At 63.8% G+C, this 19,141-nt stretch carries 19 protein-coding genes; 7 read left to right on the forward strand and 12 right to left on the reverse strand.

The window, feature by feature from the left end:
• Positions 1-32 precede the first annotated feature (32 nt).
• Positions 33-1,577 carry a M81 family metallopeptidase gene (locus tag JHX87_RS16885; protein WP_271883626.1) on the reverse strand — a complete coding sequence of 515 codons (1,545 nt, stop codon included), beginning with the start codon at positions 1,575-1,577 and terminating at the stop codon, positions 33-35.
• Between the two features lie 155 nt (positions 1,578-1,732).
• Between JHX87_RS16885 and JHX87_RS16890 the strand changes: the two genes are divergently transcribed.
• The 6 genes from JHX87_RS16890 (at position 1,733) to JHX87_RS16915 (ending at position 8,525) form a co-directional block, all read left to right on the forward strand.
• Positions 1,733-2,449, forward strand: coding sequence for an IclR family transcriptional regulator (locus tag JHX87_RS16890; RefSeq protein WP_272833742.1), 717 nt, complete (start codon positions 1,733-1,735; stop codon positions 2,447-2,449).
• 394 nt (positions 2,450-2,843) lie between these two features.
• A complete protein-coding gene (locus JHX87_RS16895; RefSeq protein ID WP_271883624.1) occupies positions 2,844-3,947 on the forward strand; it encodes an ABC transporter ATP-binding protein in 1,104 nt (367 codons plus the stop codon).
• Positions 3,948-3,960: 13 nt separating this feature from the next.
• Positions 3,961-5,034, forward strand: a complete 1,074-nt coding sequence (locus tag JHX87_RS16900) for an ABC transporter substrate-binding protein (protein ID WP_271883623.1) — start codon at positions 3,961-3,963, stop codon at positions 5,032-5,034.
• Between the two features lie 98 nt (positions 5,035-5,132).
• Positions 5,133-6,209: an ABC transporter substrate-binding protein gene (locus tag JHX87_RS16905; RefSeq protein WP_271883622.1), complete on the forward strand. Its 1,077-nt coding sequence runs from the start codon at positions 5,133-5,135 to the stop codon at positions 6,207-6,209.
• A gap of 59 nt (positions 6,210-6,268) precedes the next feature.
• Entirely contained in the window at positions 6,269-7,567 is a 1,299-nt protein-coding gene (locus JHX87_RS16910; RefSeq protein ID WP_271883621.1) for an ABC transporter permease, read from the forward strand.
• A gap of 4 nt (positions 7,568-7,571) precedes the next feature.
• Positions 7,572-8,525, forward strand: coding sequence for an ABC transporter permease (locus tag JHX87_RS16915; protein ID WP_271883620.1), 954 nt, complete (start codon positions 7,572-7,574; stop codon positions 8,523-8,525).
• Positions 8,526-8,534: 9 nt separating this feature from the next.
• Here JHX87_RS16915 and JHX87_RS16920 read toward each other — a convergent pair whose 3' ends face one another.
• From JHX87_RS16920 to JHX87_RS16955, 8 genes are all read right to left on the reverse strand, one after another.
• On the reverse strand, positions 8,535-9,479 hold the full coding sequence (locus tag JHX87_RS16920) for an AEC family transporter (RefSeq protein WP_271883619.1): 945 nt from the start codon (positions 9,477-9,479) through the stop codon (positions 8,535-8,537).
• Positions 9,476-10,294: an MBL fold metallo-hydrolase gene (locus tag JHX87_RS16925; RefSeq protein ID WP_271883618.1), complete on the reverse strand. Its 819-nt coding sequence runs from the start codon at positions 10,292-10,294 to the stop codon at positions 9,476-9,478. Before JHX87_RS16925 ends, JHX87_RS16920 begins: the two co-directional genes overlap by 4 nt.
• The gene (locus JHX87_RS16930) at positions 10,291-11,100 is read right to left on the reverse strand and encodes a TatD family hydrolase (protein ID WP_271883617.1); all 810 of its coding nucleotides are present in this window, start codon (positions 11,098-11,100) and stop codon (positions 10,291-10,293) included. Before JHX87_RS16930 ends, JHX87_RS16925 begins: the two co-directional genes overlap by 4 nt.
• Positions 11,101-11,103: 3 nt before the next feature.
• Positions 11,104-12,216 (reverse strand): DNA polymerase III subunit delta', encoded by a 1,113-nt coding sequence (locus tag JHX87_RS16935; protein ID WP_271883616.1) that lies wholly within the window; start codon positions 12,214-12,216, stop codon positions 11,104-11,106.
• Entirely contained in the window at positions 12,213-12,809 is a 597-nt protein-coding gene (tmk, locus tag JHX87_RS16940) for a dTMP kinase (RefSeq protein WP_271883615.1), read from the reverse strand. The genes JHX87_RS16935 and tmk overlap by 4 nt, the downstream gene beginning before the upstream one ends.
• On the reverse strand, positions 12,809-13,957 hold the full coding sequence (locus tag JHX87_RS16945; RefSeq protein ID WP_271883614.1) for a D-alanyl-D-alanine carboxypeptidase family protein: 1,149 nt from the start codon (positions 13,955-13,957) through the stop codon (positions 12,809-12,811). The genes tmk and JHX87_RS16945 overlap by 1 nt, the downstream gene beginning before the upstream one ends.
• A gap of 118 nt (positions 13,958-14,075) precedes the next feature.
• Positions 14,076-14,753 carry a DUF2270 domain-containing protein gene (locus tag JHX87_RS16950; protein ID WP_271883613.1) on the reverse strand — a complete coding sequence of 226 codons (678 nt, stop codon included), beginning with the start codon at positions 14,751-14,753 and terminating at the stop codon, positions 14,076-14,078.
• 79 nt (positions 14,754-14,832) lie between these two features.
• Complete coding sequence (locus JHX87_RS16955; protein WP_271883612.1) at positions 14,833-15,405, reverse strand: thymidine kinase; 573 nt, start codon at positions 15,403-15,405, stop codon at positions 14,833-14,835.
• A 163-nt stretch (positions 15,406-15,568) separates the two neighbouring features.
• On the opposite strand from JHX87_RS16955, the gene JHX87_RS16960 reads away from it, so the two are divergent.
• Positions 15,569-16,762, forward strand: coding sequence for a multidrug effflux MFS transporter (locus tag JHX87_RS16960; protein ID WP_271883611.1), 1,194 nt, complete (start codon positions 15,569-15,571; stop codon positions 16,760-16,762).
• Positions 16,763-16,798: 36 nt separating this feature from the next.
• Here the strand turns inward: JHX87_RS16960 and JHX87_RS16965 are convergent, their stop codons facing one another.
• From JHX87_RS16965 to JHX87_RS16975, 3 genes are all read right to left on the reverse strand, one after another.
• Complete coding sequence (locus JHX87_RS16965) at positions 16,799-18,031, reverse strand: DEAD/DEAH box helicase (RefSeq protein WP_271883882.1); 1,233 nt, start codon at positions 18,029-18,031, stop codon at positions 16,799-16,801.
• Between the two features lie 362 nt (positions 18,032-18,393).
• Positions 18,394-18,843, reverse strand: a complete 450-nt coding sequence (gene dtd / locus JHX87_RS16970; protein ID WP_271883610.1) for a D-aminoacyl-tRNA deacylase — start codon at positions 18,841-18,843, stop codon at positions 18,394-18,396.
• Entirely contained in the window at positions 18,843-19,070 is a 228-nt protein-coding gene (locus JHX87_RS16975; protein WP_271883609.1) for a hypothetical protein, read from the reverse strand. Before JHX87_RS16975 ends, dtd begins: the two co-directional genes overlap by 1 nt.
• Positions 19,071-19,141: the final 71 nt, after the last annotated feature.

A 19,141-nucleotide genomic window follows, 5' to 3' on the forward strand; every position in this document is an offset into this window, starting at 1 on the left:
TTGGTCGGGAAGGGCGTGGCGGATCTTGGGTGTCAGCCTTTCGCCGATGGGGTGAATGGCGCTCCGCCGGGTTCCAGGCGGATTCCGGGGCGAAGATGTCGCCAGGGCAGGGCCGCAGGGCTAAGCGGCATGGGTCCGGGCGCGGTCACGGTCAGGATCGTCTCTGCGATATCGTTGAAATCCGCCCGGAAATGGACCGAGCTTTTGACCACGACGATATCTTCCTCTTCGGGCTGGATGCCCAGAAAGCGGAACATCTCGCGATCTGCCATCTGGGCCTTTTCCGAGGTGACGACGACACGCACGCCGCCGATGCGCAGGCAGGCCGAGGGGCCAAGATCCAGATGGGCGCCGCCGTAATAGCCGCCGGTGGCGTGACAGGCCCCGTCCGACAGGGCCTCGACGGTAAAGCGTGCCCGGAAGGGCGCGTCGCCCGCAATCCCCGAACGCCCGCCAAGCGCGATCTCGATCTCGCTGCCCGTGCCTGCCTGGTGCGCGGCGCTTGCGGCTTGCGGGTCGGTGATCAGCCCGATGGCCGCGCGCTGCGCATCGGCCGCAACCAGCGCCCGCAGAATCCCCATCGTGTCGGAGTTTCCGCCCGCGCCGGGATTGTCCTGCGTATCGGCAATCAGGATCGGGCGGCTGGCATCCGCCGCCAGCCTGATCGCATGCGCGACGCCCGCATCGGGATCGTAAGAGATCCCGGCAAATTCGGCCTCGGCATCAATGACGGCCTGCGCGATGCGGTCGGTGCAGGCCTCTGCCTGCTGGCGCGTCTGGGCATAGGCCAGGACCGAAGGGCCGCAATCGGCAAAATCCGCCGCCGGAAAGCCCATGAACAGCGAGGATGTATAAACGCCCGGCACATCCTCGGCGGCCATGCGGTACAGGCGCCCGCCCGGCTCTGCCAGGGTCGATTGCCAGGCGATCGGGATCAGGAAATCCAGCTGGCGGAACGATTTTTCATTCGGAATGCCCGCCAGCAGCCGGTCCAGCTGAACCGCCGCGCGATGCCCTGTCTCGGCCATATCGACATGGGGATAGGTGCGAAAGCCGACCAGACAGTCGGCGCTGTCCACCATCAGCCGGGTGATGTTTCCGTGCAGGTCAAGCGCCGCGACCAGCGGCACATCGGGGCCGATCACGTCGCGGACGCGCGACAGCAACTGGCCTTCGCCATCCGGCGCGCCCTCGGCCACCATGGCGCCATGCAGGTCCAGGAACACGCCGTCCAGCGGACCGGCCTCGCGAATGCCCTGCAGGATTTCTTCGGTGATGGCCTGATAGCAGGCCGCCGTCACCGGGGCCGAGGGCACGGCACCGGCCCACAGGATCGGCACGACCTGCCACTTCGCAGCCTTGGCAAAGTCCAGCGCCCCGGCGATGGGCAGGTTCACATCCACCGCACGGCGCAGGATCTGATCCCCGCGGCTCAGTGGAAGATAGCCGCCACCCTGCTGGAACGACCGCAGATCCGCGGGGCTGGGCGCAAAGGAATTGCTTTCATGAACAAAGCCCGCCACCGCAACGCGGGGCGATCTGGTCCGGCTGTCGACAGCGGCACTGGGTGATTCCATAGTGTATTGCAATCCGATACAGTTGCATTGCATCATGAGTTTACGTAGCGGAATTTTGATCTGTCAATAGTGGAGGCAGCATGACATCGTCCGGTTCCGATTTTGCAGCCGAGAGGGCAGATGACCCGTTATTTGTGCAATCTCTGGCGCGGGGCATGCAGGTCATGTCCGCGTTTCAGGGGGTCGAGCGGCCGCTGTCCCTGTCGGATATCGCGGCGCGGACCTCGATCACGCGCAGCGCGGCGCAGCGAATCGTCCATACCTTGCGCAAGATGGGCTATCTGCGCCTGACCGAGGATGGGCGCGGCTTTCTTCCTGATCTTGCCGTGCTGGATCTGACCTATGACTATCTGCGTCTGAACCCGTTGCTGCGCCGCGCCAGCCCGGCCCTGCTGGAACTGCGCCGCAATGTGCGAGAGCGGGTGGACCTGTCCATCTTCGACGGCCAGCGCATGGTCTATGCCGCCCGGATGCAAAGCAAGCGCGAGATGTTCTTTGCCACGCTGGTCGGGAATACGGTGCCCACCTTCTGCACCTCGGGCGGCTGGGCGGTGATGGCGCATTTGCCCGATGATGAGGTCGACGCCCTGCTGCGCGATGCCGACATGACGCCGCTGACGCCGCGCACGCTGACCGATCCTGCCGCCATCCGCGACCAGATCGCGTTGGCCCGCGAAAACGGTCACGCGCTGGCGGTCGAGCAGATCCTGATGGGCGAGGTCGCCCTTGCCGGTGCGATTCCGGGATCGGATGGGCGGCCAGTCGCGGCAATCCACGTGGCCGGATCGCTGTCGGAATGGCAGCCCGAGGACTTCCGCCGCCGCATCGCCCCGGTGGTGGCCGAGGCGATCCGCTCGATCCGGCTGCTGTAAGGACAGAATCTGACGCGGGCCGGGCGCGATTTCGGCAGAAACCGATGTCGCAAAATGTCGTTTTCAGGCATCGCGCTTTTCGGGAATTTTGCGTTAACGATCACACAAAACATGCTATTTTTCCGGCATTTGATACCGGTTTTGCAGACAAAACAGGCAATCTTTCAGCCAGCCGGGATCAAATTCAGGCTTTGAGAATTATCTGGCAAGATACTGATATATAAAAGATTAATTACGTTGATGCGGTCCGGTTTACCCACTGGCGCCGCCAAATTTCCGGGCATTTAACTGAAAGGCCCTGTGAAATGTCGCAAATGGTGTTGCCAGCCTGTCGGGCCGCTGCTTAACCTGAACCCTGCGCTGAATAACCAATCGACAACAGGGAGAGCGCTCATTGCTGGACCAAGGACATGGCGATGCTTTCGTCGTCTTCGAGCATGTGCAAAAAAGCTACGATGGCAAGACGCTGGTCGTCAAAGATCTGAATCTCGACATCGGCAAGGGTGAGTTTCTGACCATGCTGGGGCCGTCAGGCTCGGGCAAGACGACCTGCCTGATGATGTTGGCGGGGTTCGAGACGGCCACCCACGGCGATATCCGCCTTGACGGCAGGCCGATCAATCAGGTGCCGCCGCATAAGCGCGGCATCGGTATGGTGTTTCAGAACTATGCGCTGTTTCCCCATATGACGGTGGGCGAAAACCTGTCCTTCCCGCTGGAAGTGCGCGGCATGTCCAAGGCGGAACGGACCGAGCGGATCCAGAACGCGCTGGACATGGTGCAGATGGGACAATTCGCCAATCGCCGCCCGGCGCAGCTTTCGGGCGGGCAGCAGCAGCGGATCGCGCTGGCCCGTGCGCTGGTCTTTGATCCCAAGCTGGTGCTGATGGACGAACCCCTGGGTGCGCTGGACAAGCAGCTGCGCGAACATATGCAGTTCGAAATCAAGCAGTTGCACGAAGAACTTGGCATCACGGTCGTCTATGTGACCCATGATCAGGGCGAGGCGCTGACCATGTCCGACCGGGTCGCCGTGTTCAACGATGGCCGCATCCAGCAGCTTGCCCCGCCATCGGAACTGTATGAACGGCCCGAAAACAGCTTCGTCGCCCAATTCATCGGCGAGAATAACAAGCTGCCGGGCACGATCGAGGAAATGGAGGGCGACCGGGCTTTGGTCAGGCTGTCCACGGGCGAGGTGATCGACGCAACGCCGGTCAATGTGACCAAGGTCGGGCAGCCGACTCTTGTCTCGATCCGGCCAGAGCGCGTCGAATTCAAGCCCGAACTGATGCCGCCGGGCGCGCATATGATTGGCGCCACGGTGCGCGACGTGATCTATATGGGCGACATCCTTCGGGTGCGGCTGAATGTGGCGGGATCCGAGGATTTCGTGATGAAGATCCGCAACACCCTTGGCCAGACGAAATTGGAGCCGGGACAGCAGATCAAGGTCGGCTGGCACCCTGCCGACGCCCGCGCGCTGGACCCGGCCTAGAAAGGATATTCCCATGAAAAAGCTCTTGCTGATCTGCACCACCTGCGCCGCGCCATCGCTGGCATTGGCCGAGGGTCAGATCGAGGTTCTGTCCTGGGGCGGCGCCTATACCCAATCGCAGGTGGATGCCTTCAATATTCCCTTCGAGGCAGAGACCGGCATCAAGGTGAACATGGTCGATGTGGACAACCCGGCCACGCCGCTGATGGCGCAGGTCAAGGCGAATAACGTCACCAGTGATCTGGCCAGCGTCGGCTTTTCCGATGCGACGCGGCTTTGTGACGAAGGCGCGCTGATCGAGATCGACCCCGCCGATCTGCTGCCCGCCCCCGACGGCACGCCTGCCGCCGATGATTTTCTGGAAGGTGCGCTGTCGGATTGTTTCGTCGCCACCGATGTCTATTCCACCATCGTCGCCTATGACGAAAGCCGCTTCCCCGACAACCCGCCCAGGACGCTGGCAGATTTCTTTGATGTCGAGGCCTTTCCGGGCAAGCGCGGCCTGCTGAAGGAACCGCGCTTCAATCTGGAAATGGCGCTGATGGCCGATGGCGTGCCCGCGGCCGAGGTTTACGACCTGCTGTCAACGCCCGAAGGTCTGGACCGTGCCTTTGCCAAGCTGGACACGATCAAGGATCACGCGATCTTCTGGGAGGCCGGGGCGCAGCCGCCGCAATTGCTGGCCGATGGCGAAGTGGTGATGTCGCAGGCCTATAACGGGCGGATCTTCAATGCGACCGTGGATGAGGGCAAGCCCTTCAAGATCATCTGGGACGGCCAGATTTTCGAGGTCGAAGGCTGGGTGATCCCGGTGGGCGCGCCCAATCTGGATCAGGCCATGGACTATCTGAAATTCTCGACCAGCGCGGAATCGCTGGCCCGCGCCTCGATGCAGATCAGCTATGGCCCGCCGCGCCAAAGCTCGGCGCCGCTGGTCGGCAATTACAAGGACACCGATATCCCGATGCCGCCGAACCTGCCGACCTCGCCCGAAAACATGGGCAATGCGCTGGGTTTCGACAATGATTTCTGGGTCGATCACCTGTCCCAGCTGAACGAGCGCTTCGCCGCCTGGCTGGCAAGCTGACAAGGAAATCTGCGGGCGGCGTTCTCGCCCGCAGACCGCCCCACGGGGCCATCAAGATTGGGTTCGCAAATACCCGATAACCACAGGGAGAAGATTGAATGAAACGCCTTCTGGTCCTTTCGACCGCACTTGCAGGTATCGCCATGACCGCCTCTGCCAAAGAGGTGAACGTGGTGTCCTGGGGTGGCGCCTACGAGAAATCGCAGGTCGAAGCCTATAACAAGCCCTTCACCGAAGCGACGGGCATCACCGTGAACATGATCGCCGCCGACAACCCGGCCACGCCGCTGAAAGCGCAGGTCGAGGCGAAAAACATCACCGCCGATGTCTTTGATATCGAGGTCAGCGACGCGATCCGCCTGTGCGACGAAGGCGCGCTGGTCGAGATCAATCCCGACGATCTGCCCGCATCCCCCGATGGCACCCCGGCTGCCGATGACTTCCTTGACGGCGCGCTGCAGGATTGCGCCGTGGCCAATATCTTCTGGGGCACGGTCATCGCCTATGATGAGACGAAATTCGCCGATGCCGCGCCCAGCTCGGCCGCTGATTTCTTTGATCTGGAAACCTATCCGGGCAAGCGCGGCCTGCCCAAGAACCCCAAGCGGACCCTGTATCTGGCGCTGATCGCGGATGGTGCCTCGGCCGATGAGATCTATGATCTGCTGGGCAGCGACGAGGGTGTGAACCGCGCCTTTGACAAGCTGGACACGATCAAGGACAGCGTCGTCTGGTGGGAAGCCGGGGCGCAGCCGGTGCAATTGCTGGCCGATGGCGAAGTGGCGATGGCCACCGGCTATAACGGCCGTTTCTTCGACGCGATGGTGGCCGAGGGCAAGCCCTTCAAGATCATCTGGGACGGGCAGTACATGGATATGGACATGTTCGCCATTCCCAAGGATTCGCCCAATCCCGAAGAGGCGATGGAATATCTGAAATTCGCCACCGACACGCAGCGTCTGGCCGATCAGGCGAAATGGATCGCCTATGGCCCGGCGCGCAAATCCTCGGCCCAGCTGGTCGGTCTGTATCAGGACGGCAAGACGGAAATGGCGCCGCATATGCCCACCAGCGAAGACGCCCTGAAGAACGCCGTGATGGATGACCCGGAATTCTGGGCCGACCATGACGCCGAACTGACCGAGCGTTTCAACAGCTGGCTGGCCAGCAACTGATCTGAACGATGCCGCCGCCCCATGCCGGGGCGGCGGTTTGCACGAATTCCGGGAATATCATGGCGAACGCATTAGATCCGCATGCCGCCGTTGCGACGGTTGCGACGGGTGAGACCGATGGCACGCTACGGACCGCCGATGGCAAACCGCTGGCCCGCGCGCTGGCACGGTCGCAGACCCGGGCCCGGCGCAGGGCGTTTCTGCTGGTTCTGCCGCTGCTGGCCTTTGTCCTGATCACCTTCGTGGTGCCGATCGGGCAGATGCTGCAAAGGTCCTTCTATAATGACGGCTTCTCGGCCCATATGCCGGAACTGTCGCAATGGTTCGCCGATAATCCGCGCGGGACCGAGCCCGATGACGCCGCCTGGGCGGCGCTGGCCGATGATCTGACCTCCGCCGCCGAGGACCGCACCATCGGCATCGTCGGCACCCGCATCAACTATGACGTTCCGGGCACGCGGTCGCTGTTCACCTCGACCGGGCGCAAGGCCAAGCGCGGGCTTGAACCGCCCTACAGGGAAACGCTGCTGGACCTGGACGATGAATGGGGCGATCCGCGTCTGTGGAGCGCGATGCGCGAAGCCTCGACCCCGTTCACCACGAATTTCTATTTGGCCGCGACCGACCGCACCCGCGACGAATCCGGCAAGATCGTGCAGGTCGAGGAACGCCAGCGTGTCTATATCATGCTGTTCATGCGCACCTTCTGGCTGTCGCTGCTGATCACCGCGCTGACCTTTGTGCTTGGCTTTCCGATTGCCCATCTGCTGGCGACGCTGCCGATGCGGAAATCGAACCTGCTGATGATCCTTGTCCTGCTGCCCTTCTGGACATCGCTTCTGGTGCGGACGACCAGCTGGATGGTGCTGCTGCAGCAACAGGGGGTGATCAATGACGTGCTGGTCTGGCTGGGCGTGATCGGCAATGAACAGCGGTTGCAGATGATCTATAACCAGGCGGGCACGATCATCGCGATGACGCATATCCTGCTGCCCTTCATGATCCTGCCGCTTTATTCCGTGATGCGCACAATCAACCCGTCCTATGTGCGCGCGGCGCGCAGTCTGGGCGCGACCAGCTGGACCGCCTTTCGCCGGGTTTATTTCCCGCAGACCCTGCCGGGTCTGGGGGCAGGGGCGCTGTTGGTCTTTATCCTGGCGGTGGGCTATTACATCACGCCCGCGCTGGTCGGCGGATCCTCGGGTCAGCTGATTTCCAACCTGATCGCGCTGCATATGACCGATACGCTGAACTGGTCCATGGCCGCCGCGCTGGCCGCGCTGCTGCTGGGCTCGGTCCTGATCCTGTACTGGCTCTATGACCGCATGGTCGGCATCGACAATCTGAAGCTGGGGTAATCCGATGGCTGTTCCGACATATGCTTCCCCGCTGGAGCGCGCATGGCACTATGCCTATCTGGTGATCTGCGGGCTGATCTTTTTCTTCCTGATCGCCCCGATCGTGGTGATCATCCCGCTTTCCTTCAACACCGAGCCCTACTTCACCTTCACCGACAAGATGCTGTCCTTTGACCCCGATGGATACAGCATGCGCTGGTATGACAGCCTGCTGACCTTCGGCATGCAGCGCCCCGATGCGCCGCGTGATCTGAACTGGTGGGCCGATGCCTGGGCCAATGCGAAATGGGTGAATGCGGCCAAGAATTCGATCATCATCGGCTTCTTCTCGACGCTGCTGGCCACGGCGCTTGGCACACTGGCGGCACTTGGCCTGTCGCGGCCGGAAATGCCGTTCCGCCGGGCGATCATGGCAATCCTGATTTCACCCATGATCGTGCCGCTGATCATCACCGCCACGGGTATGTTCTTCTTCTATTCGAACCCCTGCACGCTGCTGGGCTGGTTCGGACTGCCCACGGAATGCGGGCGGCTGGCAGGCACCTATCTGGGGGTGATCCTGGCCCATGCGACGCTGGGCATTCCCTTTGTGATCATCACCGTCACCGCCACGCTGGTTGGGTTCGACCAGTCGCTGAACCGGGCGGCGGCATCGCTTGGGGCCAATCCGCGCACGACCTTCTTCCGCATCACCATGCCGCTGATCCTGCCGGGCGTGATCTCGGGCGCGCTGTTCGCCTTTGTCACCAGCTTTGACGAGGTCGTGGCGGTGCTGTTCATCGCGGGCCCCGACCAGCAGACCATCCCGCGCCAGATGTGGAACGGCATCCGCGAACAGATCAGCCCGGCCATTCTGGCGGTGGCGACGCTGCTGGTGGGCTTTTCCATCGCACTGCTGGCGACGGTGGAACTGCTGCGTCGCAGGTCCGAGCGGATCCGGGGCATCACCCCGCATTAGGCCGCGCGGTCAGGGCAGGATCGCCAGCCACATCCAGATGGTCAGGATCGACAGGGCGGTGGCCAGCAATACGCTGGATGCCGCCACCCGCCGCGCCGATCCGTAAAGATCGGCAAACAGAAAGGCATTCACGCCCGGCGCCATCGCCGCCGTCAGCACGGCCGAGCGGAGGCCCGCCACATCAAGCCCGCCCAGCGTTGCCAGACTCAGCGTGATGGCCGGATGGATCAGCAACGCACAGATGCAGCACAGGGCGATGGCCATCATGTCGCCTTCGGGGCGATAGCGGACCAGAATCCCGCCCAGCCCGAACAAAGCCGCAGGCAGGGCCGCCCGCGCCATCATGTCGACGGCGCCCCAGAACCCGTCCGGCATGACCAGCCCGGCCTGCATCAGCACATTCATCACCACACCGCACAGAATGCCGATCACCATCGGCGTGCGCAGTACGCCCATCACCGCGGTCAGCGCCACGCGCCCCACCGACAGGCCGCTGCCGCGGGCGCGGGTGAATTCCATTACCGTGATGCCAAAGGTATAAAGCATCGGCGAATGCAGCGCGATGATGGTCCAGTTGCCATCCAGCGCCTCGGTGCCATAGGCGCGTTCGGTGATCGGAATGCCCAGCAGAAGGCTGTTGGAAAACAGGCAGACAAAGCCGATGGCAACGCAATCCATGGGCGGGCGCCTGAACCAGAACTTCGCCCCGGCCCAGCCGATCAGATAGCTGGCAAAGGCCCCGGCATAGAAAGGCAGCAGCAGGTTCAGCCGGAAATCCGCGCCCAGATCCAGCTTGGCCATGGATGAGAACAGCAGCGTCGGCACCGCAAAGGATTGCGCGAATTTCATCAGGCTGTCGACGCCCGAGGGGCTGAACAGCCCCCGCCATGCCACCAGATATCCGAAACCGATCACCAGAAAGACCGGAAGGATGATGGTGAACAGCGCGCTCATGGCGTGGCGGTCACATCCGGGGTCTGGTCGCCGGCCTGCAAGACCATGCCGTCATGGGCGGGCTGGATGTGGTCGGGCGTCTGCGAGGCGACCTCATCATGATCGATATCGATATGCATATTCGTCAGCACACCCCGCTGCGGGGCTGCCCGCGCCATCCAGTCCAGCGTCTGCGCCAGATGGGCATGGCTGGGATGCGGCTCGTATCGCAGCGCGTCGCAGATGAACAGCTCGGCCCCTTCGATGGCGGGCCATGCGGCCTCGGGGATGGCCGACACATCGGGCAGATAGACCATGCCGCCAAAGCGATAGCCAAGGGCGGTGATCTCTCCGTGCTGGACGCGGAAGGGGATGAAGCGGATCGGGCCGCCTGCGCCCTTTACCGTGAAGGCATCGGTGATCGGATGCAGGTCGCAGATCGGGGGGTAGAAGCTGCCCTCGGGCGTTTCGAAAATATAGCCAAAGCGGTCCTGCAGCGCGGCGGCTGTTGGCGCATCGGCCCAAAGCGGCATCTTGCGCCGGGCGTTATAGACCAGTTGCCGCAGGTCATCGACGCCATGGGTGTGATCGGCATGGGGATGGGTATAGATCACCGCGTCCAGCTGTCCGATATCCGCATCCAGAAGCTGCGGCACCATATCCGGGCCGGTATCGATCAGCACCTGTGTCACGCCCTCGGGGCCGGGCCGTTCCACCAGCAGGGAACAGCGCCGCCGCCGGTTTTTGGGGTTCTTCGGATCGCAGGCCCCCCAGCGACCGCCCAGCCGTGGCACCCCGCCCGAAGAGCCGCAGCCAAGGATCGTGGCGCGGATCACGCGGCGTCCCCCTGTGCGGCCTTCCAGAACAGCCGGTCGAAATTGGCCGAGGTCTGGCGCGCGAAATCGGCATATTCCATGCCGAACAGATCGGCGCCCACAGCGGCGGTTTTGGCGACATAGGCCGGTTCGTTGCGCTTGCCGCGATAGGGCGGGGGCGCCAGATAGGGGCTGTCGGTTTCCACCAGGATGCGATCCACCGGTGCGGCGGCGAAAATCTCGCGCAATTCGGTCGAACGCGGGAAGGCCGCGATGCCCGACATGGACAGATAGAAGCCCAGATCCAGCGCCGCGCGGGCCAGACCGGCGCCCGAACTGAAGCAATGCATGACGCAGCTATAGGCCCCGGCCCGGTGTTCCTCGGTCAGGATGCGGGCCATATCCTCATCCGCGTCGCGGGCATGGATGATCAGGGGCAGACGGGTCTGGCGCGCGGCCTCGATATGCAGGCGCAGGCTGTCCTGCTGGGCGGCGGCGGTCTCGGCGGTATAGTGGTAATCCAGCCCGGTTTCGCCAATGCCGACCAGTTTCGGATGCTGCGCAATCCGCAGGATCTGATCCAGCGTCAGGGCGGGCTCTTTCCCGACGCTCATCGGATGCAGGCCAAAGGCATAGAAAACGCTGTCATGCGCCTCGGCCAGTCCGCGGACAGTGGGTTCCTGTGCCAGCGTCGTGCAGATCGAGACCATGCGCCCGACCCCTGCTTCATGCGCGCGGGCGATCAGGGCGTCATGTTCGCCGTCGAAATCCGGGAAATCCAGATGGCAATGGCTATCGACAATCGGCGGAAGGGCCGCTTCGGTCATGGGTCAACTCTTGGCAGGTGGCGCAGATTGGGCGGGTGGCAAATGGGCCAGTTCCGTCACCATATCCATTACCAAAGCCGCAGGGTCAAGATTGACCGCCCGCCCCGCCCGCGCCCGCGCCGACAGCCGTGCTTGCGCATCGGCCCAGATCCGCGCGGCGCGGTCATCGGGCGACAGGCGCGCCAGCAACGCACCCTCGCCATTCGCGGCCTGCGGCAGCGGCGGGCCCATCAGCCCGGCGCGTGCCGCCCGTGTCAGGAACCGATCCAGCAGCGTGATGGTCAGATCGAAGGGATCGCCATCCGCGCCCGCGCGACCCGCCGCGCCATCCGCGAATTTCGCGGCGGCCATGCGATCCATGCGGGGCAGGGTGCCGAACAGATCGATCAGCTGCTGAAACCGTGCCAGCCCGTCCTGACCGGCCAGCCGCAACGCCTCGCCCACGGAGCCGTCCGACAGCGCGGCCAGCGGTTCGGCCTCATCCGCGATGCCCAGATCGGACAGCACGCGGCCCATCTGATCGGGGTTCAGCGGCGACAGGCGCAGGCTGCGGCAGCGAGAGCGGATAGTGGGCAAAAGCCGCGCGGGCTGATGCGTCACGATCAGGATCAGCGCATCCTTTGGCGGCTCTTCCAGCACTTTCAGCAGGGCATTGGCGGCGGCGGTGTTCATGTCGTCGGCCGCGTCGATAATCGCGATCCGGCGACCGCCCTCGGCCGAGGACATGTGAAAGAAGGACAGCAGGCGTCGGATCTCATCGACGGTGATTTGCGCGCTGAGACGCCCCGCCTTGTCGTCCCAGGGACGCCGGATCAGCTGCAGGCGCGGCTCGGACAGCGCGGCGATACGGCGAGAGGTCGGGGCATCTGGATCGCTGGTCAGATCGTCGCTTTGACTGTCGGCCAGCATCCAGCGGGCCATCGCCCAGGCCAGCGTCGCCTTGCCCACGCCACGCGGGCCGGTCAGCATCCAGGCGTGGTGCAAGCGTCCGCCGCGCGCGGCATCGGTGAATTCAGCGATGGCGTGATCCTGCCCGATCACCCGGGCGGTATGGCGCGGATGTGGCGCACCCGGAACGCGGTCTGGTTCCGGTATGTCGGCGGGATCCGTTTTCACAGGGCGGCCCGGACACGCTGGGCCACCTGTTCGGGCGTGGCATTCCCGTCAATCAGGCGCACCCGGTCAGGATATTCGCGGCTCAGCGCGCGAAAACCGTGGGCCAGCGTTTCCTGAAAGCCCAGACCAAGGCTTTCAAAGCGATCCTCTGATCCGCCGCGCGCCTTGCCACGGGCCAGCCCGACGGCGGGGTCGATATCGATCACGAAGGTCCGGTCCGGTTCGATCCCGATCGACAATTCATGCAACTGATCGACGACGCCGCGCAGATCGCCGCGTGTCGCGCCCTGATAGACGCGGGTGGAATCGGCAAAGCGGTCGGTGATGACGATGTGTCCCGCCGCCAGCGCGGGGCGGATCGTGCGCTCCAGATGGTCGCGGCGGGCAGCGGTGAACAGCAGGCATTCGGTTTCAGCCGACCAGCGTTCCCCCGCGCCTTCGACCAGCAGCCGACGGATCTCTTCGGCGCCCGGAGAGCCGCCGGGTTCCCGCGTCAGCAGGACATCGCGGCCCTCGGCCCGCAATGCCTCGGCCAGCAGCCGGGCCTGCGTGGACTTGCCGCAGCCGTCGATGCCCTCGAAGCTGAGAAACATCAGAGGCCCGTGGCCTCGATGGCCTTGTTGCCCAGACGGATCACCGCGCCTTTCATGCGACCGGCGAAACCCGCCTCGGGGACGTCCTGCGCGGCCAGAAGCGGGGTCACCGCCTGCGGCGTTCCGGGCATGGTCACGACCAGTTGGCCGATCTGATCGCCCTTCATGATGGGGGCGGGGATGGGGGATTGATAGACGGCCTCGACCTTGACCTGATCGCGGGCGCCGGCGGGGATCAGCACATTGACCCCGTCGCTGGTGGTCAGCCCGACGCGCGATTGCGTGCCCAGCCAGACGGGCGCCTCGACCACGGTATCATTGGCGGGCACCAGCGTTTCCATGGTGAACTGGCGGAAGGCCCAGTTCACGATCCGCTCGGCCTCTTCGGCGCGGGCGGTTTCGCTTTGCAGGCCGCTGATCACGAAGATGACCCGGCGGCCATCCTGCACGGCCGAGCCGACAAGACCGTAGCCTGCCTCTTGCGTATGGCCGGTTTTCAGGCCGTCCGCGCCGATGCCAAGGCGCAGAAGCGGGTTCCGGTTGAACCGGTTCGAGGGCACGCGGTCCATATACCGGAACTCTGTCAGGGCGAAATAGGGGTAATATTGCGGATATTGCTGGATCAGATGCAGGGCCAGAACGCCCAGATCCTCGGCCGACATGCGATGGTCGGGCGCGGGCCAGCCGGTCGAGTTGCGGAAGGTCGAATGTTGCAGCCCCAACTGCCGCCCGCGTTCGGTCATCTGGCGGGCAAAGGCCTCTTCGGTGCCGCCAAGGCCCTCGGCAACCACGACGCATGCGTCGTTGCCCGACAGGACGATGATCCCCTTGATCAACTGCTCGACGGTGGGATTGTCACGCGGCTCGACGAACATCTTCGAGCCGCCCATTTTCCACGCCTTGGTCGAGACGGGCAGCGTGTCATCCAGTTGCAAACGGCCGCTTTCCAGCGCCTCGAACATCATGTTCAGCGTCATCAGCTTTGACATCGAGGCGGGCGGAATGGGCGTCTCGGCGTTCTTTTCCAGCAGCACCGTGCCGGTATTCACGTCATAGACCCAGGCTGCGGTCGCATTGGTATCGAATGCCTGTGCGGAACCGGCTGTGATGCCAAGAACGGCGACAAGCTTCAGCAGTAGGGCGCGCATGAGAGATCCTTTGCCTGTTGTTAGCCGATGGTTACTATAAGCCCGTCCCTGCCGCAACGCGGCTGCCCCCGATATGCACAGATTTGAACGACAGGGCGGCGATGGCGCGTGTGCGCCCCTAGCCCATTCCCAGGGGATCGACGCGCAGCCGGGCGCGGGCGGAATCCGCGCGTTCGCTGAAAAACGCGATCAGGCCCCAGCTGATGCAATAAAACGCGCCGATGGTCAGCACCAGCCAGCCCGGGATCGGGCCGATGGCGGCCCGTTGCAGCAATTCCGCCGTCGATGTCAGCGGTGTCGGATGCACGATCAGCTTGCCCAGATAGGCGGCGGACTGGATCAGCAGGATCCAGAAATAGTTCCGCCGGATGCGCCGTCCGATCGCGGTCCACATGCTGACGTGATAATGCGGATGCTGGTAATCATCGGCCAGACGGTCCTGCCAATGCTCTTCCAGATGCAGGTCGCCCTCTTGCAGGATCGGCGCGATGAAATGCAGTTCCAGCCAGCGGCAGCGCGCGCGCCAGACATTGAAATAGCGATAGCGTCGCGCCTCCAGCATCAGAAAGAAGATGATCAGGATGCCGACCAGAACCAGCGGTAGGGGCGAGGCCTGGGGCGAGGAATAGGTGATCGACAGCGCCACCCCCAGCGTGACGACGGACCAGTTGGTCGTCGTATCCAGCCGCGTGCGCCAGATGGTCGAGCGATAGACCTCGCCTCGGTAAAGATGCGCGATCACGCCCATTTCTGCGGCGTCAAGTTTGCGCCGGGGTTCCGATTTGCCCTCGTCCATCTTTCTTCTCCCTGCCTGCTACAGTGGCAGGGGCGCTAACATTCGGCAAGAGGTGATGCAAAATCCGGCAGTTGGCGGATCAGGCGCCCGTGGCCTCGCGCCAATGGCGTCGGCACAGGGAGACATAGGTTTCGTCGCCGCCCACCTGGATCTGATCGCCTTCGGTAATGGCGCGACCCTGTTCGTCGCGGCGGATCACCATGGTCGCCTTGCGTCCGCAGAAACAGATGGTGCGGACCTCGCGCATGTCATCGGCCAGCGCCAGCAGCGCGGCAGAGCCGGGAAACAGCTCACCCCGGAAATCGACGCGCAGGCCATAGCACATGACGGGGATATTCAGATCATCGGCCACGCGGGCCAGTTGCCAGACCTGATCGGCTGACAGAAACTGCGCCTCGTCGATAAAGATGCAGGCGCTGTCGCGCCCCTGCGTTTCGATCAGCGCGAAAAGATCGGTCTGGCTGTCAAAGGTCAGCGCATCCGCGCCGATGCCGATGCGGCTTGCGATCCGGCCCGTGCCTGCGCGATCATCCAGCGCCGCCGTCAGCAACAGCGTGGCCATGCCGCGTTCGCGATAGTTGTAGGATGCCTGCAACAGCAAGGTGCTTTTGCCGGCATTCATGGTGGAATAGTGGAAATACAGCTTGGCCATGCGTCCAGATAGCCGCGCGGTTTCCCGCGATCAAGACGCGCGGTCCCCCGCGGTGCTTGTCAGTCGCGGCCATTTATGCGAATTGTCGCGGACCGGACATGTTTTCCTTCGCCGTGGCGACTGCGCGCCATGTCCATGATTTCCAAATCACAGGTTTGAACCGATGCGTGACCCGATGTTCCGCATGGCCCTGCTGCTGGGTCTTTTATCCGCCGTCGGTCCCTTCGCGATCGACATGTATCTGCCCGCGCTGCCCGAGGTCGCCCGCGATCTGGGCACGGATGAGGCCACGGCGGCGTTGACGCTGACCTCTTATTTCATCGTCTTCGGCATTGCGCAGATGATCTACGGCCCGCTGGCGGATGCCGTGGGACGCAAGTTGCCGCTGCTGATCGGGGTGGTGATCTTTCTGGTGGCGACCGTGCTGTCGGCGGTGGCGCCGACCATGGGCGCGCTGATCGCCGCGCGGGCCATGCAGGGGCTGGGTGCCGCCACGCTGATGGTGGTGCCGCGCGCCGTCATCCGGGACATGGCGACAGGCCCGGCAGCGGCAAAGGTCATGGCGACCATCATGATGGTGATCGCGGTCTCGCCCATGCTGGCGCCGCTGTCGGGGGCCTTCATCATGCAATGGGGCAGCTGGCGCGAGATCTTCTGGGTGCTGGCGGCGGTGTCGCTGGTCAGCCTGGCGCTGATCGTCTTCGTGCTGCCCGAAACGCTGCGGCGCGAGGACCGTCAGCCGGTGCGGCTGGGCGCGTTGACGTCGGGCGCGCTGCGCCTTCTGGGCGATCGCCGGTTCATGGGCCTGACCATGATCGGCGGCTTTGGGATGGCCAGCTTCTTCGTGTTCCTGTCCTCGGCCAGCTTTGTCTATACCAGCCAGTACGGGATGAGCCCCAAGCAATTCTCGCTGGCCTTCGCGGTCAATGCGATAGGCTTTTTCACCGCCTCGCAATTCGCCGGGTGGATGACGCAGCGCTTCGGGATGGAGCGGGTGATTTCCATGGCCATCACCATGTTCGCGCTGCTGTCGACGCTGCTGGCCGTCATTGTCCTGGCAGGATTTGACGCGCTGCCGGTGGTGATGACGGGGCTGTTTTGCGCCAATGCCTTTCTGGGGCTGGTCATGCCGACGGCCATGGTCATGTCGCTGGACCCCCATCCCGATATCGCGGGTCTGGCCTCATCCCTTGGCGGCACGATCCAGATGTTGACTGGGGGCGTCATGATTGCCGTGACGGGCCCGTTTCTGGACAATAGCGCAGCGACCATGGTGCCTGCAATCGCGCTTTGCGCGTTGCTGGCATGGCTGTCGGCGGCGCTGTCGCTGCCACGGCTGAGATTGCGGGCCGCCTGACGAAAAAGGCCGCAGGATGTCCTGCGGCCTTTCGTCTTATGCTTTTGCCTTCTGGCTTTTGGGGCGGCGCGAGGGGCGACGTGCCGGACGCTTGTTGCCGCCATCCTGCGGCTTGCCGCCGCGCCCACGCTGACCGCGCGATGGTTGCTGGGGCATCGCTGGCGCCTCGCCGCCGATCACCGGGATCGCGGCCTTCATCGCCTTTTCGATGGCTCGCAATTCGCCAACCTCTGCCGGCGCGCAAAAGGCGACGGCACGGCCGTCGCGGCCTGCGCGCGCGGTGCGACCGATGCGGTGGACATAGTTTTCCGGCACGTTCGGCAGGTCGTAGTTATAGACATGCGCCACCGCCGGAATATCCAGACCGCGCGCGGCCACATCTGTGGCCACCAGGATCTGAGTGTCGCCCTTGCGGAAGGCGTCCAGCGCCCGTTCGCGCTGACCCTGACTTTTGTTGCCATGGATCGCCGCGACCGCAAAGCCCCATTTATCCAGCAGCTTGGCCAGCTTCTCGCTGCCATATTTGGTGCGGCCAAAGACCATGGCCAGCTCGCCCGGATGCTTGGACAGATATTCCGCCAGCAAGGCCGCCTTGTCGCCCTGGGTGGTGAAATGCACGCCCTGATCGATCTTCTTGGCAGCCTGTCCCGGAGGGTTCACCTGTACCTTGACCGGATCGGTCAGATAGGTATCGGCCAGTTCCGACATCAGCTTCGGCATGGTGGCCGAGAACAGCAGCGTCTGGCGCTGCTTCGGCAGCATCTTCGCGATTTTGCGCAGCGTGTGGATAAAGCCGATATCCAGCATCTGGTCGGCCTCATCCAGCACCAGATAGGTTGCGGCCTCAAGGCTGATCGCGCGGCGCTCGATCAGGTCCATCAGGCGGCCCGGCGTCGCGATCAGCACATCCACGCCGCGCGACAAACGCTCGGTCTGGACATTGATCGAAGCCCCGCCCACCACGCGATAGCTGCGGATCGGCGTGCCTTCGGCATAGGCGTCGATATTCTGCGCGATCTGCGTCGCCAATTCGCGCGTCGGCGCAAGGATCAGCGCGCGGCAGGTGCGCGGTTCGGGCTTTTTGCCGAATTTGATCAGCCGGGTCAGCATCGGCAGGCCAAAGGCCGCCGTCTTGCCCGTGCCGGTCTGGGCCAGGCCCAACACATCGCGCCCCTCGACGATCGAGGGGATTGCCTGCGTCTGGATCGGCGTCGGGTCGGTCAGGCCCATGGCGGCGATATTGGCGTTGATCCGTTCGTCAATGCCCATGTCGTAAAAGGGACCGCTGGGCAGCGGATCGCGCGAGGGTGCGCGGCGACCGGGATTGGGGCGGGCATGCGGTGGCTGGGCGGGACGACCCTTGCCCTTGCCACGCCGAAAATTCCCGCGGGATTGTCTTTCTTCCATAATCAATACTCGTTCCCCGCATCCCCCGTATCGGATGCAGAGCAGGGGCCGCGCAGTCATGGCGCGGCGTTCAGCAGGGGTGCGGGCGCGATACGAGGGTGCCCGCAAGCCTCCCCGCGTGAATGGGAAACTGGGATGGTGCCGTGCCAGAGGCGAAATTTTCGCGGCTGCTCACGCGGCAGCGGGCGACGACTGAACCCAGATGGGGGGTGCGGCGCATAAAGTCAAGCGCGGTCCGCGCTATCCAGCCAGATCGTCACCGGTCCGTCATTCAAAAGCCTCACCTTCATATCCGCGCCAAACCGCCCGGTTTCGACCGCGATACCCTGCTGGCGCAGGCTTTCGGCAAAGCGCAGATACAGCGCCTCGCCCAGATCCGGCGCGGCGGCGGTGGAAAATCCGGGGCGATTTCCGCTGCGCGTATCTGCGGCCAGCGTGAACTGGCTGATGACCAGCGCGCTGCCGCCGGTATCAAGGACCGATCTGTTCATGCGATCCTGTTCGTCGCGAAAGATCCGCAGCTTGGCCACACGTGCGGCCAGCTTGTCGGCGGCATCGGGCGTGTCGCCCTGCATTGCGCAGACCAGCACCAGAAGGCCGGGGCCGGTCTGGCCGATGGTCTGGCCGTCGACCTCGACCGAGGCTTCGGTGACGCGTTGGATCAGCGCGCGCATCAGGGGGCCAGAAAGATGCCGACGACCACCAGCATCAGCCCGATGGTCGATGCCGCCAGCGCGGCCATGTTCACGGCCACCGCACGCTGCATCAGCGCCCGAAGCTGCGCATCCTCAAGACCTTTCGAGCGGGCGCGAGAGACGGTGAAAATGCACCAGATCAGCGCCCCAAGCCCGATCAGGGTCAGAACGGCGCCGCCCCAGATAAGGCCGTCATAGATCGTCATGTCGTCATCCCGTGCTGATCCGCTTTTGCTGCAAACCGGCCTAGCGGTGATTGCACCCCGGAACAAGACCG

It is taken from the genome of Paracoccus fistulariae (assembly GCF_028553785.1).
Classification (GTDB): domain Bacteria; phylum Pseudomonadota; class Alphaproteobacteria; order Rhodobacterales; family Rhodobacteraceae; genus Paracoccus; species Paracoccus fistulariae.